General features: G+C 58.0%; 23 protein-coding genes. 20 read left to right on the forward strand and 3 right to left on the reverse strand.

What is annotated here, in order from left to right; all coding sequences use genetic code 11:
- Both V6Z53_RS03125 and V6Z53_RS03130 read right to left on the reverse strand, forming a co-directional pair.
- A complete protein-coding gene (locus V6Z53_RS03125) occupies positions 1 to 759 on the reverse strand; it encodes a slipin family protein (protein WP_218440998.1) in 759 nt (252 codons plus the stop codon).
- 2 nt (positions 760 to 761) lie between these two features.
- Complete coding sequence (locus V6Z53_RS03130; RefSeq protein WP_338584102.1) at positions 762 to 1,292, reverse strand: NfeD family protein; 531 nt, start codon at positions 1,290 to 1,292, stop codon at positions 762 to 764.
- A gap of 196 nt (positions 1,293 to 1,488) precedes the next feature.
- Here V6Z53_RS03130 and V6Z53_RS03135 point away from each other — a divergent pair, with 196 nt between their 5' ends.
- From V6Z53_RS03135 to V6Z53_RS03185, 11 genes are all read left to right on the forward strand, one after another.
- On the forward strand, positions 1,489 to 1,950 hold the full coding sequence (locus V6Z53_RS03135; protein ID WP_338584103.1) for a YbaK/EbsC family protein: 462 nt from the start codon (positions 1,489 to 1,491) through the stop codon (positions 1,948 to 1,950).
- 117 nt (positions 1,951 to 2,067) lie between these two features.
- Positions 2,068 to 2,313, forward strand: coding sequence for a DUF2789 domain-containing protein (locus V6Z53_RS03140; protein ID WP_338584104.1), 246 nt, complete (start codon positions 2,068 to 2,070; stop codon positions 2,311 to 2,313).
- Positions 2,314 to 2,394: 81 nt separating this feature from the next.
- The gene (locus tag V6Z53_RS03145; RefSeq protein ID WP_338584105.1) at positions 2,395 to 2,640 is read left to right on the forward strand and encodes a type II toxin-antitoxin system Phd/YefM family antitoxin; all 246 of its coding nucleotides are present in this window, start codon (positions 2,395 to 2,397) and stop codon (positions 2,638 to 2,640) included.
- Positions 2,630 to 2,914, forward strand: a complete 285-nt coding sequence (locus tag V6Z53_RS03150; RefSeq protein ID WP_338584106.1) for a type II toxin-antitoxin system RelE/ParE family toxin — start codon at positions 2,630 to 2,632, stop codon at positions 2,912 to 2,914. The genes V6Z53_RS03145 and V6Z53_RS03150 overlap by 11 nt, the downstream gene beginning before the upstream one ends.
- 112 nt (positions 2,915 to 3,026) lie before the next feature.
- Positions 3,027 to 3,455 carry a MarR family transcriptional regulator gene (locus tag V6Z53_RS03155; protein WP_338584107.1) on the forward strand — a complete coding sequence of 143 codons (429 nt, stop codon included), beginning with the start codon at positions 3,027 to 3,029 and terminating at the stop codon, positions 3,453 to 3,455.
- Positions 3,452 to 5,524: an FUSC family protein gene (locus V6Z53_RS03160; RefSeq protein WP_338584108.1), complete on the forward strand. Its 2,073-nt coding sequence runs from the start codon at positions 3,452 to 3,454 to the stop codon at positions 5,522 to 5,524. The genes V6Z53_RS03155 and V6Z53_RS03160 overlap by 4 nt, the downstream gene beginning before the upstream one ends.
- Complete coding sequence (locus V6Z53_RS03165) at positions 5,521 to 5,730, forward strand: DUF1656 domain-containing protein (RefSeq protein WP_338584109.1); 210 nt, start codon at positions 5,521 to 5,523, stop codon at positions 5,728 to 5,730. Before V6Z53_RS03160 ends, V6Z53_RS03165 begins: the two co-directional genes overlap by 4 nt.
- The gene (locus tag V6Z53_RS03170; protein ID WP_338584110.1) at positions 5,727 to 6,614 is read left to right on the forward strand and encodes an HlyD family secretion protein; all 888 of its coding nucleotides are present in this window, start codon (positions 5,727 to 5,729) and stop codon (positions 6,612 to 6,614) included. The genes V6Z53_RS03165 and V6Z53_RS03170 overlap by 4 nt, the downstream gene beginning before the upstream one ends.
- The gene (locus V6Z53_RS03175; RefSeq protein ID WP_338584111.1) at positions 6,611 to 8,059 is read left to right on the forward strand and encodes a TolC family protein; all 1,449 of its coding nucleotides are present in this window, start codon (positions 6,611 to 6,613) and stop codon (positions 8,057 to 8,059) included. Before V6Z53_RS03170 ends, V6Z53_RS03175 begins: the two co-directional genes overlap by 4 nt.
- 93 nt (positions 8,060 to 8,152) lie before the next feature.
- On the forward strand, positions 8,153 to 8,788 hold the full coding sequence (locus V6Z53_RS03180) for an NADH:ubiquinone oxidoreductase subunit N (protein WP_338584112.1): 636 nt from the start codon (positions 8,153 to 8,155) through the stop codon (positions 8,786 to 8,788).
- Positions 8,789 to 9,033: 245 nt separating this feature from the next.
- Positions 9,034 to 10,539 (forward strand): YdgA family protein, encoded by a 1,506-nt coding sequence (locus V6Z53_RS03185; protein ID WP_338584113.1) that lies wholly within the window; start codon positions 9,034 to 9,036, stop codon positions 10,537 to 10,539.
- A gap of 69 nt (positions 10,540 to 10,608) precedes the next feature.
- Here V6Z53_RS03185 and V6Z53_RS03190 read toward each other — a convergent pair whose 3' ends face one another.
- Positions 10,609 to 12,132, reverse strand: coding sequence for an FAD-dependent oxidoreductase (locus V6Z53_RS03190; protein ID WP_338584114.1), 1,524 nt, complete (start codon positions 12,130 to 12,132; stop codon positions 10,609 to 10,611).
- Positions 12,133 to 12,271: 139 nt separating this feature from the next.
- Here V6Z53_RS03190 and V6Z53_RS03195 point away from each other — a divergent pair, with 139 nt between their 5' ends.
- The 9 genes from V6Z53_RS03195 (at position 12,272) to V6Z53_RS03235 (ending at position 22,977) form a co-directional block, all read left to right on the forward strand.
- Positions 12,272 to 12,835: a YbhB/YbcL family Raf kinase inhibitor-like protein gene (locus tag V6Z53_RS03195; protein ID WP_338584115.1), complete on the forward strand. Its 564-nt coding sequence runs from the start codon at positions 12,272 to 12,274 to the stop codon at positions 12,833 to 12,835.
- A gap of 87 nt (positions 12,836 to 12,922) precedes the next feature.
- Positions 12,923 to 14,635 (forward strand): VWA domain-containing protein, encoded by a 1,713-nt coding sequence (locus V6Z53_RS03200; RefSeq protein WP_338584116.1) that lies wholly within the window; start codon positions 12,923 to 12,925, stop codon positions 14,633 to 14,635.
- A gap of 1 nt (position 14,636) precedes the next feature.
- Positions 14,637 to 15,203: an RNA polymerase sigma factor gene (locus V6Z53_RS03205; RefSeq protein ID WP_338584117.1), complete on the forward strand. Its 567-nt coding sequence runs from the start codon at positions 14,637 to 14,639 to the stop codon at positions 15,201 to 15,203.
- Positions 15,200 to 15,802, forward strand: coding sequence for a hypothetical protein (locus V6Z53_RS03210; protein ID WP_338584118.1), 603 nt, complete (start codon positions 15,200 to 15,202; stop codon positions 15,800 to 15,802). The genes V6Z53_RS03205 and V6Z53_RS03210 overlap by 4 nt, the downstream gene beginning before the upstream one ends.
- Positions 15,803 to 15,822: 20 nt before the next feature.
- Positions 15,823 to 16,089 (forward strand): hypothetical protein, encoded by a 267-nt coding sequence (locus V6Z53_RS03215; protein ID WP_338584119.1) that lies wholly within the window; start codon positions 15,823 to 15,825, stop codon positions 16,087 to 16,089.
- 179 nt (positions 16,090 to 16,268) lie between these two features.
- Positions 16,269 to 17,726, forward strand: coding sequence for a DUF3375 domain-containing protein (locus V6Z53_RS03220; protein WP_338584120.1), 1,458 nt, complete (start codon positions 16,269 to 16,271; stop codon positions 17,724 to 17,726).
- Positions 17,713 to 18,438, forward strand: coding sequence for a DUF4194 domain-containing protein (locus V6Z53_RS03225; protein ID WP_338584121.1), 726 nt, complete (start codon positions 17,713 to 17,715; stop codon positions 18,436 to 18,438). The genes V6Z53_RS03220 and V6Z53_RS03225 overlap by 14 nt, the downstream gene beginning before the upstream one ends.
- Positions 18,435 to 21,809: an SbcC/MukB-like Walker B domain-containing protein gene (locus V6Z53_RS03230; RefSeq protein WP_338584122.1), complete on the forward strand. Its 3,375-nt coding sequence runs from the start codon at positions 18,435 to 18,437 to the stop codon at positions 21,807 to 21,809. The genes V6Z53_RS03225 and V6Z53_RS03230 overlap by 4 nt, the downstream gene beginning before the upstream one ends.
- Positions 21,796 to 22,977 carry a Wadjet anti-phage system protein JetD domain-containing protein gene (locus V6Z53_RS03235; RefSeq protein WP_338584123.1) on the forward strand — a complete coding sequence of 394 codons (1,182 nt, stop codon included), beginning with the start codon at positions 21,796 to 21,798 and terminating at the stop codon, positions 22,975 to 22,977. The genes V6Z53_RS03230 and V6Z53_RS03235 overlap by 14 nt, the downstream gene beginning before the upstream one ends.
- Positions 22,978 to 23,015: the final 38 nt, after the last annotated feature.

The following is a 23,015-nucleotide window of genomic DNA, read 5'->3' on the forward strand; positions in this document are numbered from 1 at the left end:
TCAAGGTTTCGACGACAAATCCGCCATGCCCTTGAGCAGTTCGATCGGCAACGGAAAGACGATGGTCGAACTCTTGTCACCGGCAATCGAACTCAGCGTCTGCATGTAACGCAGCTGCATGGCGCCGGGCTGGCGGCCGAGCATTTCGGCTGCCTGCATGAGTTTTTCCGAGGCTTGCAGTTCGCCTTCGGCGTGGATCACTTTGGCCCGCCGCTCCCGTTCCGCCTCGGCCTGTTTGGCGATGGCGCGGATCATCGATTCGTTGAGGTCGACATGCTTGATTTCGACGTTGGCCACTTTGATCCCCCAGGCGTCGGTCTGGGCGTCGAGCACTTGCTGGATGTCGATGTTCAGCCGTTCGCGCTCCGCCAGCAGTTCATCGAGTTCGTGTTTACCGAGCACGGCACGCAAGGTGGTTTGCGCCAATTGGCTGGTGGCCATGAGAAAGTCTTCGACCTGGATGATCGCCTTCTGCGGGTCGAGCACGCGAAAGTACAGCACGGCGTTGACCTTGACCGACACGTTGTCGCGGGTGATCACGTCTTGCGCCGGTACGTCGAGGACCACGGTACGCAGGTCGACGCGAACCATTTGCTGGACCACCGGAATCAACAGGATCAGGCCAGGGCCCTTGACCTGCCAGAAGCGTCCGAGCTGGAACACCACCCCGCGCTCGTATTCGCGCAGGATGCGGAAGGTCGCCCCCGCCAATGCGATCAACAACAGTAGCAGTGCGACAAAACCCAGTTGCAATCCCATGGCTATTCTCCAGCCGCCACCGCGTCAGTCGCGGCCACTTCCAGCAATAATCCCTTGCGCGCCACCACCCGGACCCGTTGCCCGATGTACAACGGCTTGGCGCTCGACACTTGCCAGCGCTCACCCTGCAAATGCACCCAACCGTGGCAGGCATCGCCGGCCTGTAACGACAAAACCGGCGTCACGCTGCCCAGCAGTCCGGCATCGCCGCTGACGTTTTGCCGCGGTCGGGTTTTCAGTGCGCGGATCAGCAGGAAAATCAGCAGCAGTGCGCTGATCAGTCCCAGGCCGATCATCAATGGGATGGGCATTTCGGTGTTGGTCAGGATCACCGCGCCGATCACGAACATCACAATCCCGCCCAGGCCGATCACGCCGTAATTGGGCAAGGCTGCCTCGGCGATCAGAAACGCAATGCCGAAGGTGATCAGCCAGATTCCGGCCGGGTTGGCAGCCAGTAATCCAGTGTCGGCGGCGAAGGTTTGGCTGCTCAACGCCAACAGAAATGCAATGGCACAACAACGTGTGTTCACGTGACCCTCCGCGAGAGTCGCTGGTGGTTCTGTATACAGTTTAGTTGACTGATTGGTTGTATGAATTTTGCTCAAATGTCGACCTGTCCGATAGGCGGATTTCCCGCCGGATTGCAGCGGCGGGCCTAGACTTTCAGTACGTGGAAAAGTGTTAACCATCGTCCGCCAGGCGTTAATGCGGACACCGAGGTGCATCATGCGTATGGCAAGAACCGTGCTGAGAAGCCTGGAAAAGGCTCAATGCGACTACGACATCGTCACCCACCCACACTCGGCCAGCAGCCTCGAAACGGCGCGGGTCGCGGGCATTCCTGCCGAACGGGTGGCCAAATCGGTGATCCTGGATGATCACCATGGGCATTACCTGATGGCCGTACTGCCCGCCAGCCGTCATCTGGACCTGAGCAAAGTCCGCAGCAGCGGCGAATGGCAGGTGTCCCGGGAAAGCAATCTGCCGCATCTGTTCGATGACTGCGAACGTGGCGCCATACCTGCCCTGGGCGAGGCTTATGGGCTGGACGTGGTCATCGATCCCCTGCTGACCCGGCAGAAAGACATCTATCTGGAGGCTGGCAACCACACCAATCTGCTGCACATGAACATGCCGGACTTCCTGAAAATGGTGCCGCATGCGGAGGTGCGGGAGTTGAGTTATTAGTTTTGCGGTGTATTTACTGCCGTCATCGCGAGCAGGCTTTTCACAATCCCTGTGGGAGCGAGCTTGCTCGCGATTGACTGCGAAGCAGTCACTTCATCGATTTACAGGAACCCAAACATGGAAAATCCAACTCACACTCTCCCATCCCTGTTCAAGCAACTCGGCCTGGCCGATGACGCCGAAAGCATCGACAAATTCATCGCCACCCATTCACCGCTCAAACCCGAACTGCATCTGGCGGATGCGTTTTTCTGGAGCTCGAGCCAGGCGTATTTGTTGCGCAGCGAAATTCTGGATGACGCCGATTGGGCGGAGGTGGTGGATCAGTTGGATGTGATGTTGAGGAAGGGGCGGGGAGTATGACAATCGGATGAAACGCAGCTTTCTGGATTGCTGACATAGGAGAAATAGACCAGAATTACGACCTTATTTGAGGTCTTAATTATGCAAAGTGTCCTGGCCGATATGGCTGTCAGTGTGTCTGAGTTAAAGAAAAATCCTTCTGCGGTCCTGAATGGCGCCCATGGAGGGCCTGTCGCGGTTCTCAATCACAATCGAGTGATGGGGTACATGGTTCCGGCGGATGTTTTCGAGGCCATGGTCGAGCGTCTTGATGACCTCGCGTTGGCGGATATCGTTCGAGCTCGGCGTAATGAAACTCCGATCCCGGTAACGCTGGATGACCTATAAGCTCGAATTCCTGCCATCCGCACTCAAGGAGTGGGAAAAACTGGGGCATACATTGCGTGAGCAATTCAAAAAGAAACTGGCCGAACGACTCGAGCTACCTCGAATTCCTTCCGACGCCCTGCATGGCATGCCTGACTGTTACAAAATCAAGCTCAAGTCATCGGGATACCGACTGGTCTACGAAGTAATTGAAGAGCGCGTCGTCGTTTCTGTAGTTGCGGTTGGAAAGCGCGAGCGCAGCCAAGTCTACGAGCGAGCCAAGAAGCGCCAGTAGTCACCAATTTGTTTCAAAACTTGACGAAAAATCCCTGCCAATGCCATATTGATAGTTAGCAAACTAACAGTGTGTGTTTTCCCTCGTGCCGAATAATCTCGACGCTCTCCAGATGAACATCAGCAGCTCCATGGTGGTGGCCGCCCGGCATTGGCGCAAGATCTGCCAGACCACGCTGGTCAACTATGGAATCTCCGAAGCCTGTGCCGTCCCGTTATTGATGATCGGACGTTTGGGTGAGGGCGTGCGGCAGGTGACGGTCGCGCAGGCGGCTGGGATGGAGAGTCCGTCTCTGGTGCGTTTGCTGGATCAGTTGTGCCACTCCGGCTACGTCTGCCGCACCGCCGATGCCCAGGACCGCCGCGCCAAATGCCTGAGCCTGACCGATACTGGTCGTACCCTGGTGCAAGCGGTCGAGGTTGAACTGGTGCGATTGCGTAATGAGGTACTTGAAGGCATCGATCAGCGGGATCTGGAAGCCGCACTGCGCGTCTTGAAGGCCTTTGAATCGGCCGGACAACCCTCGGACGACCACCCTTGAGCGGCTTCTTTTCAGGGATGCCACCGGCGCGGGACTGGTTCTACGGCGTGCGCACCTTCGCGGCTTCGATGATCGCGCTGTACATCGCCATGCTCATGCAAATGCCGCGTCCGTATTGGGCGATGGCCACCGTGTACATCGTCTCCAATCCATTTCTCGGCCCGACCACTTCCAAGGCGTTGTACCGCGCAGTGGGCACTTTTCTCGGCGCCGCCGCGGCGGTGTTTTTCGTGCCGATGTTTGTCCAGAGCCCTTACATGCTGGTGGTGGTGATTGCGCTGTGGACGGGGACGCTGTTGTTCCTGTCACTGCACCTGCGCACCGCCAACAACTACGCCTTGATGCTCGCCGGTTACACCTTGCCGCTGATCGCCCTGCCGGTGGTGGATAACCCGTTGGCGGTGTGGGATGTGGCTGAGGCGCGCACCGAAGAAATCTTCCTCGGCATCGCTGTCGCGGCAGTGGTCGGTGCGATGTTCTGGCCGCGACGGCTGGCGCCGGTGTTCAACGACTCGGTGAGCAAATGGTTCGCCGACGCTTCGACCTACAGCCAGCGCTTCCTCAGCCGCGACGTGCAGCCGGAGGAAGTCAGTGCATTGCGTTCATCGCTGGTGGCGACCTTCAACACCCTTGAATTGATGATCGGCCAGTTGCCCCACGAAGGCGCGCGGCGGCAAACCGTAAGCAACACCAAAGAACTGCGCGGGCGGATGATCCACTTGCTGACGGTGGTGGATGACCTCGATGACGCGCTCTATGCCCTGGAGCGACGTACGCCGGAGCTTGTGGACAAGATCGCGCCGCTGCTCAGCGCAACCACTGAATGGCTTGCGCACAAGGACGCCGACATCAATCGCTGGCAGGCATTGAAAGACCAGCTCGAAGCCGTGCAACCCACGGCCCAGGCGCTGGATGATCGCAAGCAACTGCTGTTCTCCAACGCGGTGTATCGCCTCGGCGAAATGATCGACTTGTGGCAAGACTGCCGTAGCCTGCAACGCGCCATCCAGTGTGAAAGCCAGGACAGCTGGCGCGCGGTCTATCGGCACTGGCGTCTGGGGCGGCTGACACCGTTTCTCGATCGCGGCCTGATGCTCTATTCCGCCGCGTCCACTGTCATGGCGATCATTGTTGCCTCGGTGTTGTGGATTCTGCTGGGCTGGACCGACGGCGGTGCCGCAGTGATTCTGGCCGCTGTGGCGTGCAGTTTCTTCGCCTCGATGGACGACCCGGCGCCGCAGATTTACCGGTTCTTTTTCTGGACGGCGATGTCGGTGCTGTTCGCCAGCCTTTACCTGTTTCTGGTGCTGCCCAACCTGCATGATTTTCCGATGCTGGTGCTGGCGTTTTCCGTGCCCTTCATCATCGTCGGCACGCTGACGGTCAAACCGCAGTTTTATCTGGGCATGCTGCTGACCCTGGTCAACACCTCTTCTTTCATCAGCATTCAAGGCGCCTACGACGCGGACTTCCTCAGTTTTGTGAACTCCAACCTGGCCGGTCCGGTCGGCTTGCTGTTTGCCTTCGTCTGGACCCTGATCGCCCGGCCATTCGGTTCCGAGCTGGCGGCCAAGCGCCTGACCCGTTTTGCCTGGCGCGATATCGTCAGCCTCACCGAGCCGGCCACCTTGGCCGATCACCGGCACTTGGGCGTACAGATACTGGATCGCCTGATGCAGCATTTGCCGCGTCTGGCCATGACCGGCCAGGACACCGGCATCGCTCTGCGCGAGGTCCGCGTGGCGTTGAATCTGCTGGATCTGCTCGCCTATACGCCACGGGTTCACGGCGCGCCTCAGGCGTTGTTGCATCAGGTAGTGGCCGAGGTCGGCGAGTATTTCAAGGCCTGCCTCAAGGCCGGTGAACGCTTGCCGGCACCGAGTCCATTGCTGATGACACTCGACCGTACCCGCCGCGCCCTGGCTGGCGCGGGTGACGATGAAACCCGTCGGCACCTGCTGCACGCCTTGAGCGGCTTGCGCCTGGCGTTGCTGCCCGGCGTCGAGTTTGTCGGTACTGCCGACGCTGAAGAACCGCTTCCCCATGGCATCGATGGAGCGCCTTTATGATCGGTGATCTGGATATCAGCGGGGTTTTCCTGCCTACGCTGCTGGTGCTGATGGGCATTACGTATGTGTTGTACCTGTTGGTGCACGGGGTGCTGATGCGCCTGCACTTTTACCGTCTGGTCTGGCACCGGGCATTGTTCAACGTGGCCCTCTACGCCTTGCTGCTTGGCGCCGTGGATTCACTCAGTCGATACCTGATGACATGAAAAAACCGTTTCTAACCCTCGGTCGCGTGGTGCTGACCCTGTTGATCGTGACCTTCGCCGTCGTCGTGGTCTGGCGCATGGTGATGTATTACATGTTCGCGCCCTGGACCCGCGACGGGCACATCCGTGCCGACATCGTGCAGATCGCTCCGGACGTCTCCGGGCTGATCCAGCAGGTGGACGTGCGCGACAACCAACTCGTCAAGCGTGGCCAGGTGCTGTTCACCATCGATCAGGACCGTTTCAAACTGGCCTTGCGTCAGGCGAAAGCGGCGGTCGCCGACCGTGAAGAAACCCTGGCCCAGGCCCAGCGCGAAGCCAAGCGCAACAAGGGTCTCGGCAATCTGGTGCCCGGCGAGCAACTTGAAGAGAGCCAGTCCAGGGTGGCCCGTGCCCAAGTCGCATTGATGGAAGCTCAAGTGGCGGTGGACAGCGCACAACTGAACCTCGACCGCTCGGTAATCCGCAGCCCGGTGGACGGCTACGTCAACGACCGCGCACCACGCACGCAGGAATTCGTCAGCGCCGGGCGGCCGGTGTTGTCGGTGGTCGACAGCAATTCGTTCCACATCGACGGCTACTTCGAAGAAACCAAACTCGACGGCATCCATGTCGGCCAGAGCGTTGATATCCGGGTAGTCGGCGACCGCGCACGGTTGCGTGGGCACGTGCAAAGCATCGTCGCCGGTATCGAAGACCGCGACCGCACCAGCGGCAACAACCTGCTGCCCAACGTCAACCCTGCGTTCAGCTGGGTGCGGCTGGCCCAGCGGATTCCGGTGCGAATCGCCTTCGATGATGTGCCGGCGGATTTCCGCATGATTGCCGGGCGCACCGCGACGGTATCGATAATTGACGACAAGAACCGGGAGCCCGCGCAATGAGCAAGGCCTCGGGTTTGGCGATCGCCGGATTAGGCTTGCTGTTGTCGGCGTGTCAGATGGTCGGGCCGGATTATCATTTGCCGGACGAGGCCGCGATCCAGCGTGACGACTTGCAGGGCGAATTGGCCGTGAACGGCAAGCCGGTGGTTTCGGCGCCGGTGCCGGACGATTGGTGGCGCCTGTATCAGGACCCGCGACTCGACCAATTGGTCCAGCAAGCCTTGGCCTCCAACACCGATTTGCGCGTGGCAGCGGCGAGCCTGCAGCGGGCCCGCGCTCAGGTCGACGAGGCCAAAGCGGCGGGCGGCTGGAGCGGCGGCGTGAAGATGGGCGCCCAGCGCTTGCAGGAGTCCGGCGAAGCCTTCCTGTTGCCGGAAAAAGTGCCGGTGGCCAACATTGGCGACATCGGCATCAGCGCGTCGTACCAGTTCGATTTGTTCGGCACCTTGCAGCGCGGCATCGAAGCGGCCAAGGCCAATGCCGATGCGACCCAGGCTGCTGCCGATACTGCGCGCATCACCTTGGTCGCCGATGTGGTGCGGGCCTACACCCAAGTGTGCGCGGCCAACGAAGAGCGGGAAATTGCCCAGCACTCGCTCGACCTGCAGTCGCAAAGCACCACGCTGATCCAGCGCTTGCGCGACGCCGGGCGTGGCGACGAAACCCAGGTCACCCGTTCGCAAACCCAATACAAATCCCTGCGCGCCGACATGCCGCGTTATGAGGCGGCGCGTCAGGCCGGTTTGTACCGCTTGTCGATGTTGCTGGCCAAACCGCTCGATCAGTTGCCCGCAGGCACCGCCACCTGTGATGAGCTGCCGAAAATCGCGCAACTGGTGCCAGTGGGTGACGGCGCATCGTTGCTCAAGCGTCGTCCCGATGTGCGGCAGGCCGAGCGTCGACTGGCGGCCGCGGCCGCCGGTATCGGTGTCGCCACGGGTGAGCTGTACCCCAACATCAGCATCGGCGCGACGGTTGGCACCGTTGGTATCCTGGACAATCTCGGCGAGCCATCCACCAACCGCTGGGGCTTCGGTCCGTCGTTGACCTGGACCGTGCCGACCAACGGCGCCCGCGCCCGAATCCGTGAAGCCGAAGCGGTGGCCCAGGCGACGCTGGCGCACTTTGATGGTGTGGTGCTCAACGCCATTCGTGAAACCCAGACCGGCCTCGCCCAATACAGCGCGTTGCTGCAACGTCGCGAAGCCCTGGCGGACGCCGAGCAGTCGGCGAAATTGGCCGCTGATCAGACTCACCGCTTCTTCCAGGCCGGCCGCGCGTCGTTTCTGGCGGACTTGCAGGCGACCCGCACTTACATCGACGTCACGGCGCAACTGGCTGCCGCCAACACCCAGGTTGCCGCGAGCCAGATTGATTTGTTCCTCGCCTTGGGCGGCGGTTGGGAAAGCGGACGAACGCAAGCGTCGAACTCCGGCAAACCCTGAGGCCGTTGCTATGCTTTGAAGTGTTGGGAGGGCGCCCCGTGCAAAGCGCCCTTTCTTCGCACAAGGCTCGCGCAGGTCAGGGGGAAACCAATAATGAAAAACCCTTATGCTCTCGGCTTCTGGTGCGCCATCGTGGCGCTGGTGCTGCTCACGGGCACCTATTTCTACGGCATCATGCTGGCTCACCAGATCGACAAGGCGATGGCGTTCCTCGACAGCGCGGCCGCGCTGATTGCCGTGATGTCGATTGCGGTGGTGGCATGGGCATCGGTCCAGAACCAGCGGATCAAAAAAAGACAACTCGAACAAGGCAAGACGTTGGTGCTGATCTGGGACACCAAGGTCGCGCTGCGCCGGGTCGAAACGGTGTTCGATCGCTATTTCTGGGGCAGCTACTGGCAACCGGGGCGCACGTTCCAGGAAGTCATGGGCGAATTGACCGGCACGCCGCTGGAAAAAAGCCTCGAAACCCTGAAGAAGCAATGCCTGGAGCTGGACAAACAAGTGGCCGACGATGGCCGGCACTGGCTCAACAACGCCCGGGAACTGGCCGACGTCGCGACAGCCATGGCCCGCGAGCGTTATCAACTGGACTTCTGCGACCCCCGAGGGGAAGTGACGGGCGGGGCGGTGATCAATCGGGATTTTGAAGTGCTCGTGTACACCTGGACCGCGCGGTTGAAAACCTTTGATCATCAGCTGGATGAGATCGAGGTTCATTATTCCTGATTGCTAAAAGATCGCAGCCTTCGGCAGCTCCTACAGGCTGTGCATATACCTGAAGGAGCTGCCGAAGGCTGCGATCTTTTGTATCCGACACAACTTCACAGACACTCTTTAACCTTTAATCATTGGGCCACCCCGCGCGCCTGATGCTAATCTGCAACCCACTTCAAGCGCAGTCGTGACCGCAACCCGTCTGGGTTCAGGGAAGACGACCACACCTTCAACAACGGACATTGAACGGGTCATACATGAATAAATCAGCAGGCGTGCTTCTGGGAATTGTGGTCGCCATCGGGGCCATCAGCGTCGGCGGTGCCTGGTACACCGGCACCAAAATCGAAAGCGTATTGAACACTTCCCTTGCCGACGCCAACCAGCAATTGCAGGCTGCGCTGGTCGGGCACAAAGGCACGGCCACGCTGGAGCTGGTCTCGCTGGAACGTCACGTATTCAGCAGCACCGCGCACTATCGCCTCAAGGGCGAAGGTGAAATGTTCGGCGAGGCGTCGGTCGAGTTGCTGTTCGTCGACCACCTGGAACACGGTCCGCTGCCGTTCTCGCGCCTGCTGTCGCTGAAGTGGTTGCCGGTCATGGCCACCAGTCATTACGAACTGGAAAAGACTCCGCTCACCGAGAAATGGTTCGCCGCCACCAAGGGCGCTTCGCCGCTTACCGGCGTGGTCAATATCGGCTACGACAACTCCACTAACGGCACGCTTGAGTTGCTGCCACTGGAAACGGCCCTGGACGACAAGTCCAGCCTGAAATTTTCCGGTCTGAAGCTCGACGTTGCGGCCAGTGCCCAGGCGCAGAAGGTCAAAGCCGATGGCTACATGGACAGCCTGAAGCTGACCACCGTTTCGGAAGATCAGGCACCGGTGCAGGTCGAGTTGAGTGGCCTGACCCTGGCCAGCAACCTGACCAAAAGCACCTACGGTTACTACACCGGTGACAACACCGTTGAGTTGAGCAACAGCAAAACCACATTCGGCCCGAAACAGTCGGTGCTGGGCTTCAAGAACTTCGAAATGAAGAACCAGACCGCGGAGTCGGGCACCAGCGCTTCCGGGCGTGCCGATTACAAAGTCGGTGAAGTGTCCCTGAACGGCAAGGCCGTTGGTTCTGCGCAGATGGCCCTGAGCCTGAAGAATCTCGACATCCCCGCCACGATGGCATTGATGCAGATTTACCAGACCAAGCTGCAACCGTACGAGCAGGCCGCCGCCGAGGCTGCGGAGGCTGGTTTGCCAACACCGGAACTGAACCTGACCGAAGCCGAAGAGGCACAGCTCAAAACCAATCTGGAGAAGTTGCTCGCTGCCGGCCCGCAGGTGGCGCTGGAGAACCTGTCGTTCAATACCACCAATGGCGAAAGCCGCGCCAACCTGGTACTTGACCTGACCAAGCCGCAAACGATCGACCTGCCGGCCGACCAATTGGCCAGACAGCTGGTCGCATTGCTGGACTTCAATCTGCAAGTGTCCAAGCCGATGATCGTCGACGTGCTCACCGTGCAATCGCAAATCGACGGCCAGACCGACGCCAAACTCATCGCTGATCAGGCCACCGCCACCGCCGACATGTTCAGCAGCATGGCCGTTGGTAGCCAGTTGGCAAAACTGGACGGCAACAACATCGTGACCAAACTGCATTACGCCAACAATCAGGTGGACTTCAACGGCCAGAAAATGACCGTCGAAGAGTTTGCCGGTTTCCTGATGAGCAAATTCGGCGGCGCTGGCGAAGTCCAGTAATACCGAGGCGTAAGCCAGCAACGCCCGACTTCTGCGCAATGCGGATGCCGGGCGTTTTGCTGTCTGGCTTCAATCGCGAATCATCCGCCACGCCTCATCCACTGGCAGCGGCTGTTTCATCCGCTCGGCGAGCATCGCCATGGTCCGCTCTTCTTCGCACGCTACGACGGCGGTTACCACGCCGTTTTTGCCGAACAGCCCGATGAAGGGGGGCTTGAACGGATCACCCTTGAACTCGACTTCATCCCAGGCTTCGGCGTGGCCCAGGTAGTCGTAATTCTTGCCGAAGTGCCAGGTCCAGAAGTACGGTACGTCGAGGTAGTGTTCATCGCCACCCAGCATGTTCGCGGCCGCAATACGCGCCTGTTGCTGGGCCAGGCGCCAGTGTTCGATGCGCCGGGGCTGGCCGTTGAGCGGGAAGGTGGCGATGTCGCCGGCGGCCCAGAGTCCATCGGTCACACGCATACCGCCATCGACGCGCAGCGAATGATCTTTTTCCTGCGGCAGATCAGCGAACGGCGCGGTTGCCGGGGTGACGCCGATCCCCACCAGCACCAGATCCGCCGATAATCGCTGACCGTTATCCAACAGCACCGCTTCGACCTTGTTCGTTCCTTCAATCTGTGTGGCTTCGCCATCGGTGCGCAACACCACGCCATTCGCTTCATGCAGGGCAAGAATTGCTTTGCCGATGGTTTCGCCGAATTGTTTGGCGAACGGCACTGGCTGACGGGCCAGAACCGTGACGTCAAGGCCGTACTGGCGCAGGGATGAAGCAGACTCCATGGCGATGAAGCTGTCGCCGATGATCACTGCGCGCTGACCGGGCTTGGCGCTGTCGAGAATCTGCTGCGCGTGAGCCCTTGAGCGCAAGACGAACACTTGCGGCAGGTTTGCGCCGGGCAGTTCCAATGGTTTTGGCGTACCACCAGTCGCCAACAGAGCCGCATCATATTGGAGCGATTGGCCGTCAGTCAGTCGCAGTGTGCGGTTGATGGCGTCGAGGCTCATCACTTCGGCATTGATACGCTCGATGCGTTGCTCGCGGTAAAAGTCGTCATCACGCAGCGACGGGACTTCTTCCGTTGGCATCTCGCCGGCAATCACGAATTTGCTCAGCACCGTACGGTCGTAACCGGCCCCGGCTTCGCGATCGATCAACAGCACCCGGCCGCCGAAGCCTTTTTCGCGCAGCGCCGAGGCCGCCGCCGTGCCTGCGGCACCGGCACCGACAATCACAAAGGTGCGCTCGTCATCGGCGGGTGGGGTATGGGCATCCTGCAACGGTTGATCGCCAGCCCAGACCTCGCCGTCGCGCACTTCGAGGGGGTAACGCTTGAGGCTGTCCAGAGCGGGTGGCTCACATAATCCGCCATCCTCGATGCGAAACTGGGCCTTGTGCCACGGGCAAGTCAGGCGCCCATTGCAGAGTGCGCCCTCGGCCAGCGGGGCACCGGCGTGAGGGCATTCGCCTTGATAGGCACGCAATTGGTCGCCGACTTTCAGCAGCAGGATTTTACTGTCGTCGATGCGGACTTCCAGGCCACGGTTTTCGGAGACGTCGGTAAAACGGGCGACGCGATGCAAGGTCATGATCGCTCTCCAGACAGGCGTTTCTCTAGAGAGTCTGGCGCGTAACGCGAGGTTCATCCAAATGCCACTGCCAACGCGCGAACGGTCCGGCTATAGTTTGCACGCCGACGACGGCCCAACACGCACAAGGTGCTCCGGAATGACCCGATTGACCTCACTGAAACCTTGGCTCGCGGCCGTAGCCGTCGCCTTTTGCGTGCAACTTCCGGCACACGCCGCCCAGGAGCGTTTCACCCTGAACATCCCGGGTGTTTCAGATGACCGCTTGTTCACTTCGGCTGCGGCCAGTGATGCGCCGGGCTGCGGCGGGCACAACGTTTCACCGGCATTGGCCTGGAACGCCGGCCCCGCAGGCACCCTCAGCTACGCCATCGTCATGCACGACCCGGATGGACAGAAAGGCCAGGGCGTCGATCACTGGGTGCATTACGGCATCAAGGCCGGCACCCACCAGATTGCTTCCGGTGTCGGCGCCAAATCCGCGCTTGAAGGCGTGGGCGGCACCAACAGCAAAGGCACCACCGGTTACGTCGGCCCATGCCCGCCCGTTGGCGACAGCGCGCACCATTACATCATCCAGATCTACGCCCTGGATCTGGCGCCCGACGCTTTGCCGGCCGGCCTGACACGTGCGCAATTTCTGGAAAAAATCAAAGGCCATGTGCTGAAAAACAGCAGCGTGGTGCGGCGTTATCACCGCTGAAAAATATTCAGCGCGACTTAACCCGAATCGAAAGGGCTGCCCGTCTCAGAGGATGAATGGATCAATTTCCTCCTGAGGTCAGCCCACATGTCCCTCCCTCTGCATTTCCTCCGTCCGGCCGCCCAGGGTTTCGCCGCCGGGTTGCTGCTGGCCATTGCCGGTTGCGGAGTTTCGTCGAAACCCGAGTCTGCAGCGGTGCCGCCACCGGCCCAGCCTGAGTTGAAAACCGAAGCGTTGGTGCAGCACGAGATGGTCGCGGCCGATGCAACGATGGCCAAGCGCAGCGTGCGTGCGGCGCCCGTCGCCAGTTCGGCGCCGATGCCTGCCGGTGAGTTTTATCCACAGGGCTATCGCGATGAACAGCGAGAGCAGTATCAGACGCTGGCAGATAACCCGATCCACAGCGTTGCCGAAACGCCGGTCTCGACCTTCAGCGCTGACGTCGACACTGGCGCTTACGCGAACGTCCGCCGCTTGCTCAATCAGGGGCGTTTGCCACCGGAAGGCGCGGTGCGGCTGGAGGAAATGGTCAATTACTTCCCTTATGACTACGCCTTGCCGACTGATGGCTCGCCCTTCGGCGTGACCACCGAATTGGCAGCGTCGCCGTGGAATCCGCATACCCGCTTGCTGCGCATCGGTATCAAAGCGTCGGACCGTGCAGTCGCGGAACTGGCCCCGGCGAACCTGGTGTTCCTGGTAGACGTGTCCGGTTCGATGGATCGCCGCGAAGGTCTGCCGCTGGTGAAAAGCACGCTGAAATTACTGGTCGATCAATTGCGTGAGCAGGACCGGGTGTCGCTGGTGGTCTACGCCGGCGAGTCGCGCGTGGTGTTGGAGCCGACTTCCGGACGGGAAAAGGCGAAGATTCGTACAGCCATCGACCAATTGACCGCAGGCGGCTCCACCGCCGGGGCATCGGGTATCGAACTGGCTTATCAACAGGCGCAACAGGCGTTTATCCCCAACGGCATCAACCGTGTCCTGCTCGCCACGGACGGAGACTTCAACGTCGGCATCAGCGACTTCGACAGCCTCAAGCAAATGGCTGTGGATAAACGCAAGACCGGCGTTTCCCTGACCACCCTGGGTTTTGGTGTGGATAACTACAATGAACACTTGATGGAACAACTGGCCGATGCCGGCGATGGCAACTACGCCTATATCGACAACCTGCGCGAGGCGCGCAAGGTGCTGGTGGATCAGCTCGGCTCGACCCTCGCCGTGGTAGCGAAAAATGTGAAGCTGCAAGTGGAGTTCAACCCGGCGCAGGTCAGTGAGTACCGCTTGCTCGGCTACGAAAACCGCGCGTTGAAGCGTGAGGATTTCAGCAACGACAAAGTCGATGCCGGCGAAATCGGTGCGGGACACACGGTGACGGCGCTGTACGAAATTGTCCCAGCGGGAGAGAAGGGTTGGTTGGAGCCGCTGCGCTACGGTAAATCGGGCGTCGCTGTGGCTGATAAAAACGGCGAGTTGGCGATGCTGCGTGTGCGTTATCAGTTACCGGAAGGTGGGAATAGTCGCTTGATCGAACGCCGGATCGTCAACACTCCGATTGGCAAACCCAGCGACGATCTGCGCTTTGCGGCGGCGGTGGCGGCGTTCTCCCAGCAGCTCAAGGACGGGCGCTACACCGGCGAATTCAGCCTCAAAGACACCGAAGCGCTGGCCCGTGACGCACGGGGCGAAGATCGATTCGGTTTGCGCAGCGAGTTCGTGCAATTGGTGGAGCTGGCGCAAAGTCTGCGCACCACCACGGCATCCAATAGTCAGCCGCTCAAGGGAGGCTACAACTGATATGTCAGCCGCTGAAGCGAGCGATGAATCACTACTGGCGCGCTATCGCTCGGGGGACGGGCCGGCGTTCGAGATTTTATACGCCCGTCACCGCCAGGGGCTCTATCGCTTCCTGCTCGGCCTCAGTGGCAAGGCCGAGCTGGCGGAAGAGGTTTATCAGGACACCTGGCTGAGCTTGATCCGCAGCACCAGTCAGCCACAGGGCCGGGCGAATTTTCGTACGTGGCTGTACCAGATTGCCCGCAACCGCCTGATCGATCATTGGCGCAAACACGGAATCCACAATCCCTTGCACGACAGCTATGACGAACAGGCCCACGCAGTGATCGACAATGCTGCTGATCCCGAGCAATTGCTGAGTCTGAGTCGCGACAGCCAACGCCTCGAAACCGCCCTGCAAAACCTGCCCGCCGACCAGCGTGAAGTGTTTCTATTACGGGCCCACGGCGAACTCGACCTGCCACAAATCGCCACCCTCACCGAAACCCCGCTGGAAACCGTCAAGAGCCGCTTGCGTTACGCCCAGCAAAAACTGCGTCGGCTGCTGGCCGAGGAGGTACTGACATGACTGACGCTCGTCCTACGCCCGAAGACGAAATGGTGAAGCATTTTCGTGAACATGCGGCAGGTGAGCCGCCAGCCCATCTGGACTCATTCATCCTGGGCGCCGCACATCGTGAAGTTCCGGTGCGCCAACCGAGCCTGTGGCAACGCTGGGTGCAAGCTTGCCAGAAACCCCGTTGGCAAGTGGCGTTCGCCAGCCTGGTCGGCGTGGCCCTGATGTTGGCGCTGGTGCAGCGTTCGCCGGAACAAACGCCGACTTACGACTTCGCCCCTAAAGCCTCCGCGCCACAGGCCAAAAAGGAGTTCACAGAAGCTCCTGCGGCGGCTGCTCGTTCCTTGGCAGCCCCGGCACCTGTAGCGCCGATGGCCGACGTTGCTGCGCCCGCACAAAGCGAAGCCTTCAACTCGGAGTTGGCTGAAGAAGCCAAAATCAGCAAGCGCGCCGCTGCGCCGGTGAAGTCTCTGGATGATCAGCTACGCGAAGTGCTCCGCCTGCAAAAAACCGGGCACAAGCAAGCGGCCGATAAACTATTAGCCGACCTGCACAAACGCTTTCCCGACGAAAACCTCGCCGCTCGGCTCAAGGATTTGCGGAAAAACTGATCGGCACAACGCTCGACGATTTGGCATCAAGGCCCGAAAGCGCGCACTATCGGGCCATAGTCGATGCGTTGGAGGATGCCGTGACAAAAAAAATCGACCGCATCGCCCAAATGCTCAACTGCCCGCAAAAGGGCGAGGAACTGCGGCGAGCGGTTACCGAGAGTCGTAAGGATTTTCTGCTGAATCAGCCGGAAGAAACCGTGGGTGAAGACGACGACCTTGAAGAGGAATTCTTTGAGGACGACGAGGACGATGAATACGACGAGTTTGATTGGACGACAGAGTGAGAAAAAAAACCGCCTTTGGCGGTTTTTTTGTTTAGTGCGTGACGGGTGCGTAGGATCGGATGACTGATTTTTACAGAGTTTTGGTAGTCCATTTCCGAGATTGTTCGGAACCACTGCTCAAGCGGTGGTTTGGTTAAAGTTTGTAGTTACCATGGGGCATCGCTTCCTGGGAGCCACCAATGAAAGCCGAGAAAACCATTGCCACCTATCGTCGTTTGAGGACCTTGCCTCTATGGCGGCTTCTAGCATCGGACCACGGTCCTCTGGTTTTGGGGTTGCTTCAGACTCTTCTCTATGAGAACGACCGTAGTCTGCCGGCCTCTATCTTTCACGAGCGTATTGAACGAGAGCTCGAAGAGCTACGGGCGCGAGGTGAAAAGCTCGCGACGGCACAGATCTATGTTGCGGGATGGTTGGCGGACGGGTATCTCGAGAGACGCTTTCCTCCGGGTGCTTCAGAGGAAGAGTACGAGCTGACTACGGCTGCTGTAGAGGCGGTTCGTTTTGTTTCAAACATGGAGCAGCCTTACTCGGCGGCAACTGAGAGCCGTTTGACGTTGGTTATTCAGGCGCTCGTTCATTTGGCCGAGGATACCGATCAGGATAAACACCGCCGTATCGATCGCTTATTAACTGAGCAGGCTCGTATCAGCAAAGAAATAGAAGCCATTCAGGATGGGACGATCCGAGTGCTTGCCGATGCATCAGCGGTGGAGCGAGCACGCGAAATTATCTCATTAGCTGATGGCCTGACAGGAGACTTTCGCCGCGTCCGCGACCAGTTCGACCAGCTCAATCGAGGGTTGAGGGAGCGGATCATGGACAACGATGGAAATCGGGGGGACACACTTGGCGCTCTTTTCGCCGGGATAGACCTGATCGGTGAAAGTGAGGCGGGTAGAACATTTTCTGCGTTTTGGCGATTACTCACAGATCCTGAACAGGCGGCCACTCTAGACCAAGCGCTGGATAGCGTGATGTCGAGGGAGTTTGTATCTCTTCTAGACGGTAAAGACCGGCGTTTTTTGCTTCGTATGACGCGTAATCTGCTGGAACAGGGAGGAACGGTCCACGAGGTCCTGCAAACCTTTGCTCGTAGCCTTCGGCACTTCGTACAAAGTCGTGAGTACCTTGAGCAGCGACGCCTGAACCAACTGCTCAAAGAGGCTCAACGTGCAGCTTTGGCATTGAAGGATGAGATCAAGGCCACAGAAGCATTGAACTACAGCCTGGATTTGACCAGTGCCAAAATCTGGTCTTACTCCCAATGGGGACTCTACGACCCCTCTCTACAGGCTTTACCGGATCAAATGCATGAAGGCGATGCCGCGCCCATCGATTTAGAGTCTGTGGGAAATCTGGTGGCCCAATCGGAGATCGATTTCCGCACCTTAAAAGCTAATGTTCGTGAGGTACTAACCCTCAGAGCTCAGGCAACCATTGCAGAGGTCCTTGAGCTGTTTCCTGCTGAGCAGGGGTTAGGAAGCGTAATCGGGCTGCTGGCACTCGGCAGCCGTCACGGTTTCAGGGGCCAAAGCCACGAAATGGTGAAATGGCTGGGGGGGGACAATCGGGCACGTGGTGCGCGCATACCCACTCTGATATTCACAAGGGAGCGAATTGATGAACTGGTCTGAACACTTCCCTCCAGGCTTGCCGGATTCTGAACCGGAAAGCGCGCGCCCCAACCCAGTTGAACACGAACAAGTAAATGCAAATGCATTGTTCGTTAACGACAGTGGTGAATTACCGCTTGATACTCGTCGTGCCTTAGTGCAACTGCTTGCGGGGCCTTCTTTGGATGGAAGACGGCACTCAAAGCTATGGCCGGTGCTGATTCGTGATGAGGCGGTGATTCGCCGTCGCCTCGCAGATTTGTTTCTGGAATTGGTCATTGATGTTGATCTGGAGGTGGCCTTTACCCGTCAGGCAGACACCGGAGACCTGGAGGTTCCCAGACTTCTTCGCCGTGCCCATTTGACCTTCATTGACTCCATTCTGTTGTTACATCTACGGCACTTGCTGACTCAGGCTGAAGCTCACGGGGAGCGGGCTGTTGTCTCGGTTGAAGAAATCGTCGAGTTTCTTCATTTGTATGAGCGAGCTGGCAGTACTGATCGTGCAGGCTTTACCAAGCGGATACACGCGTCTATTGAGAAAATCAAAAAACACAGCATTCTGCAGAAAATCCGCCATGGCGCGGACCGATTCGAAATTTCTCCTACCCTGAAGCTGCTTTTTTCAGCAGAGGAAATACAGCTTCTTACAAGCCTGTACCAGCGAATGGCTGCGGGCGAGATGTCCATGGATCAGGACAACTTTACTCAAGATCAAGGAGCAGACGAATGATTCCAGTTCCTCAAACCGGCCTATTGTTTGAACGAGAGCAGTTTCGTATGTCGCGGTTGCAGGTGTTCAACTGGGGCACATTTTCCGGCATCCATGACGTTCCTATCGCGGATCGTGGTTTTCTCTTTGTTGGTCGTTCCGGTGCAGGAAAATCGACATTGCTAGATGCGTTTTCAGCTTTGCTGGTTCCGCCTCAGTGGGTGGATTTCAATGCGGCCGCGCGCGAAGCGGAGAAGACCGGTCGGGACCGTAATCTGGTCAGCTACGTGCGGGGCGCCTGGGCGGAGCAGAAAGATGGCGAGTCCGGTGAAATCGCTACTCGCTATCTGCGCACGGGAACAACCTGGTCGGCTTTGGCGCTCACTTACCGCAACGAACTGGGCCAGAGAGTCGTGCTCGTTCGAATTTTCTGGATACGTGGCAATGCCAACGGTTTGACTGACGTCAGCCTTCAGTACCTGATTTTCGAGAGAGATTTCGATCTGCGTGAACTGGATGCGTTCGCACAATGGAATTTTGATGTACGCAAGCTGAATCAAGCATTCCCTGAGGCCTTCAGCCAAAACAAATTTCGGGCTTACTGCGAACGGTTTTGCCGGATTCTTGGGATAGAGAGCGAAATGGCGCTTCGCTTGCTCCATAAGACGCAATCGGCCAAAAATCTGGGAGATCTCAATACCTTCCTCCGTGATTTCATGCTCGATAAACCCCCAACCTTTGAGGTAGCCGACCGGTTGGTGAGTGAATTCGCAGAGCTTAACGGTGCGCATCAGGCGGTGGTCACTGCTCGTGAGCAGGTCCAGACCCTTGTTCCGGCGCGCGACATGCATGAGGGGATGCAAGCACTGCTGCTTGACCATAGTGGTCTTCAAGAGTTGCAGGCAGGAATCGACAGCTATCGAGAGACGCTGCGGTTTGACTTGTTAGAGAAACATATCGCGGAACTGCTCATTCAATCCGAAGGACAGCAAGGAGAGCGGGACCGTCGTAGAGCAATTCTCGGTAACCATACGACCGGGTTACATGATCTGGAGCGTCAGCACCGAGAAATGGGTGGGGACCAGATCGAGCAATGGAAGGCCGAAATTGCAGCGCTTGCAGACCAGCGAGCCGAACGATTACGTAAGCGTGATCAGGCTAACGAGGCTTGCAAAAAGCTTGGCTGGAGCTTGCGGGAGACGCCTCAGGGATTTGCCGAGCAGGTAGGTGAAGCGCGGGAAGAAATTGAGCAATGGGAAAGTGGAAGCAATGATTGCCTGGAGCAGCAGGTTCGGCTTACCAGCGAAAAACAGCAGGCAGAAACCGCATTCACGTCCACCGTGAAAGAGGTTGAGGCGCTTAGGCGTCAACCGTCCAACATCCCGGCGGAAATGTTGGAGCTGCGCAATGAGATTGCCTCAGCTATTGGCCTGGCTGAAAACGCACTGCCTTTCGTCGGGGAGTTAATTGAAGTCAAAGCTGACGCTGGATCCTGGCAGGGCGCTATTGAACGGGTTTTGCGCGGTTTCGCACTGTCACTGCTAGTGGACGAACGACACTATGCTGCATTGTCGACGCACCTGAACAACACGCAGCTTGGGAAACGCCTGGTTTATTACCGCACAGGGCGGGTGGAGTCGTTTCAATCCAAGCCCATCAGCAATGACTCGCTTGTCCTCAAGCTGAACGTCAAGGACGGGACGCAGGCGAACTGGCTGAAAAACGAATTGCAGCAACGATTCAACTACAGCTGTGTTGATTCCGTGCAGATGTTTCGAAACGCGGAGCGAGCCCTCACGAAGGAAGGGCAAATCAAGCATAGTAAAACCCGACACGAAAAGGATGATCGCCGTAAAGTCGATGACCGTCGCAATTGGGTATTGGGCTTCAATAATCGCGACAAACTGGAGCTATTCGAACAACAGGCACGGCAGTTAGCCGACCACGCTGCCGAGCTCAGCCGTAAACTCAAAGTGCTTGTGGATCACGATAAGGCGCAGCGAGCTCGCGCCATGCATTGGCAGACGCTGGTGAACTTACGTTGGCAGGAGATTGATGCCGCTGCGATTCTTGACCGAATCTCGACGTTGGAACGACAAATCAGGGATGTTCAGTCTGGGAATACTGCTCTGCAACAAATCGGTGAGCAGATTGAATCGCTGAGAAAGCAAATTGAAAAGGCCAGCGAGTCGTTACGTGAAATCGAGGTGGCTGAGGCAGCAACCAGCTTGCTGATTGCCACTCAGCAGAAAAAACTTCAGGACCTTCAAGTCGATGATTCTTTAATTGCACTGACGCCTGATCAACAGCGAGGTCTTGCAGAGCGTTACTCCAATCTGCCAGACACTGTCCGGCTTGAAAATCTCGATCGCCTGACCACTCTTCTTGAAAGAAGAATGCGCGATGAGATCGGGGACTTCAGATTAAAAATTGATCAGCTCGCCAACGGTGTTGAGCAACATTTTGCCGAGTTCAAGCGCAGATGGCCTCTCGATGCAGGGGATCTGGACACTAGCTTGCTAAGTGCAGCAGATTTTTTCGCAAAACTGATTCGATTAGAAACCGATGGCCTGCCCGGCTATGAGCAGCATTTCTTCGACCTCCTGCGTAATCAAAGCCATCAGAATCTTGCAGCACTCTCTACCTATCTGAATGACGCCAGAAAGGCGATTCTGGAACGAATGGAGTTGGTGAATGAAAGTCTCAATCAAGTGCCATTCAACGAGAGCGCCAGCCAGAAAACGTATCTTCACATCGACGCCAATGATCGCCAGCTGCCTGCTGTCAGGGAGTTCAAGCAAGACATCCTGGAAGCCATGCGTCACGCATGGTCGGATGATCGTGAATTTGCCGAATCGCGATTCATGACGTTACGTCGACTCGTAGACAAACTTTCCAGCCAGGAGCCTGACCAGAAACGATGGCGTGACGCGGTGCTGGATGTACGTCAACACGTTGAATTCATTGGCCGTGAAATGGATGAAGAGGGCACCGAGGTCGAAATCTATCGAAGTGGTGCAGGTAAATCGGGCGGGCAACGGCAGAAGCTCGCCACGACTTGTCTGGCCGCCGCTCTCAGATACCAATTGGGTGGTAACGAACACGGTGTTCCCATGTATGCGCCGGTTGTCCTCGACGAAGCATTCGATAAGGCGGACAACGAGTTCACAACGCTGGCGATGAACATATTTACCAATTTCGGTTTTCAAATGATTGTGGCGACCCCCCTAAAGTCCGTGATGACGTTGGAGCCCTTTATCGGCGGCGCTTGTTTTGTGGATATCAGCGACCGCCGAACCTCTGGTGTTTTGTTGATCGAATACGACGATGATCGTCGCAGGCTCAAGTTGCCGGAGCATGCCAGGTATGAGGAAAACGTTGAAGACTCCTAAGGAAGTGCACACGCAGCTGACGAGAAAATTTCAGAACATGCATCGCGAATGGCTACAGGTGCATGTTGCGCAAGAACTTCACCCCTCCTTTGGGCCCTTGGAGATCAATCTGGGTGTCCCGACGGAGCAGGAAGCCTTGCGCCAACCTGATGGCGTTCTCAGCTGGGTGCATGCCTGGCAAAGTTGGCAGGGTGCAGGCGTTTTAGTTTGGGGCGAGCGCCGCTGGCGATCCTTGGGAACCCAGCGCGTTCCGGAAAGGCTGCTATTAGAGGGGCCTGCAGACGTCGCTGTTTGGGTCGGTGAAAGCGCACGATGGGCAAGAGCCCTGGACCGTTATGCGGCATTTGTCGAACGATGGCCCGTATTGGACGGGGTGGTTGCTCGGTATTTCAATGTGCTGGCTGACTACAGTGATGTGGATTTCACCCGCCTCATCGAGATGTTGACCTGGATTAGCGAACATCCCGACTCAAACCTCTTCCCCCGACAATTGCCCATCGCTGGTGTCGACAGCAAATGGTTGGAGGGTCGTAAACCCTTGGTGGCCGAACTTCTGGCTCACTTACAAAGTGATCCACTGGGCAGTCGTGATTTTTTTCAGCGGTGTGGGCTCAGGCCATTGCCCCAACTAATGCGCCTGAGGATCCTGGATCCTCTGCTCCGGCGTCAGTTAGGTGGACTAGGCGACATTAGTGCGCCTTTGGAACAGATATCGGCCTTGAATTTGTCCGTGACCCGAGTGTTCATCGTCGAGAACCTCCAGACGGGATTGGCCTTCGATGAACTCCCCGGGACAGTCGTTATCATGAGGTTAGGCTACGCCGTCGACGTTCTTGGCCAGCTTCCCTGGCTTGCCAACAAAAAGTGTTTCTACTGGGGTGATTTGGACACACATGGCTTCGCTATTTTGAGTCGAGCGCGAAGCTACCTACCAGAGGTGCAAACCCTAATGATGGATGAGCACACATTGTTTTCCCATCAGTCCCTTTGGGGAGAAGAAAAGGATCCTCACTCCGCGATGAGATTGCCCAACCTCTCGGCTTCGGAGCAGCTTCTTTACGAGAGCCTCAAGCAAAACAGGATTGGGCAGAATGTGCGACTGGAGCAGGAGCGAATAAGTTGGGATTTTGCCTGGAGCGCGATACTAAATATTTCGATCGCTGGTTGAAGATGTTTTCAGTCTTGATGAGATGAGCGTGTAGCCGC

This window comes from Pseudomonas sp. MAG733B (assembly GCF_036884845.1).
GTDB lineage: Bacteria > Pseudomonadota > Gammaproteobacteria > Pseudomonadales > Pseudomonadaceae > Aquipseudomonas.

Coding starts and splice junctions, on each gene's coding strand:
- V6Z53_RS03195 (WP_338584115.1), top strand. CDS start 12,272: ATGACCCGATTGACCTCACTGAAACCTTGGCTCGCGGCCGTAGCCGTC.
- V6Z53_RS03135 (WP_338584103.1), top strand. CDS start 1,489: ATGCGTATGGCAAGAACCGTGCTGAGAAGCCTGGAAAAGGCTCAATGC.
- V6Z53_RS03150 (WP_338584106.1), top strand. CDS start 2,630: ATGACCTATAAGCTCGAATTCCTGCCATCCGCACTCAAGGAGTGGGAA.
- V6Z53_RS03205 (WP_338584117.1), top strand. CDS start 14,637: ATGTCAGCCGCTGAAGCGAGCGATGAATCACTACTGGCGCGCTATCGC.
- V6Z53_RS03145 (WP_338584105.1), top strand. CDS start 2,395: ATGCAAAGTGTCCTGGCCGATATGGCTGTCAGTGTGTCTGAGTTAAAG.
- V6Z53_RS03125 (WP_218440998.1), bottom strand. CDS start 759: ATGGGATTGCAACTGGGTTTTGTCGCACTGCTACTGTTGTTGATCGCA.
- V6Z53_RS03230 (WP_338584122.1), top strand. CDS start 18,435: ATGATTCCAGTTCCTCAAACCGGCCTATTGTTTGAACGAGAGCAGTTT.
- V6Z53_RS03210 (WP_338584118.1), top strand. CDS start 15,200: ATGACTGACGCTCGTCCTACGCCCGAAGACGAAATGGTGAAGCATTTT.
- V6Z53_RS03165 (WP_338584109.1), top strand. CDS start 5,521: ATGATCGGTGATCTGGATATCAGCGGGGTTTTCCTGCCTACGCTGCTG.
- V6Z53_RS03155 (WP_338584107.1), top strand. CDS start 3,027: ATGAACATCAGCAGCTCCATGGTGGTGGCCGCCCGGCATTGGCGCAAG.
- V6Z53_RS03225 (WP_338584121.1), top strand. CDS start 17,713: ATGAACTGGTCTGAACACTTCCCTCCAGGCTTGCCGGATTCTGAACCG.
- V6Z53_RS03185 (WP_338584113.1), top strand. CDS start 9,034: ATGAATAAATCAGCAGGCGTGCTTCTGGGAATTGTGGTCGCCATCGGG.
- V6Z53_RS03220 (WP_338584120.1), top strand. CDS start 16,269: ATGAAAGCCGAGAAAACCATTGCCACCTATCGTCGTTTGAGGACCTTG.
- V6Z53_RS03180 (WP_338584112.1), top strand. CDS start 8,153: ATGAAAAACCCTTATGCTCTCGGCTTCTGGTGCGCCATCGTGGCGCTG.
- V6Z53_RS03140 (WP_338584104.1), top strand. CDS start 2,068: ATGGAAAATCCAACTCACACTCTCCCATCCCTGTTCAAGCAACTCGGC.
- V6Z53_RS03200 (WP_338584116.1), top strand. CDS start 12,923: ATGTCCCTCCCTCTGCATTTCCTCCGTCCGGCCGCCCAGGGTTTCGCC.
- V6Z53_RS03190 (WP_338584114.1), bottom strand. CDS start 12,132: ATGACCTTGCATCGCGTCGCCCGTTTTACCGACGTCTCCGAAAACCGT.
- V6Z53_RS03170 (WP_338584110.1), top strand. CDS start 5,727: ATGAAAAAACCGTTTCTAACCCTCGGTCGCGTGGTGCTGACCCTGTTG.
- V6Z53_RS03175 (WP_338584111.1), top strand. CDS start 6,611: ATGAGCAAGGCCTCGGGTTTGGCGATCGCCGGATTAGGCTTGCTGTTG.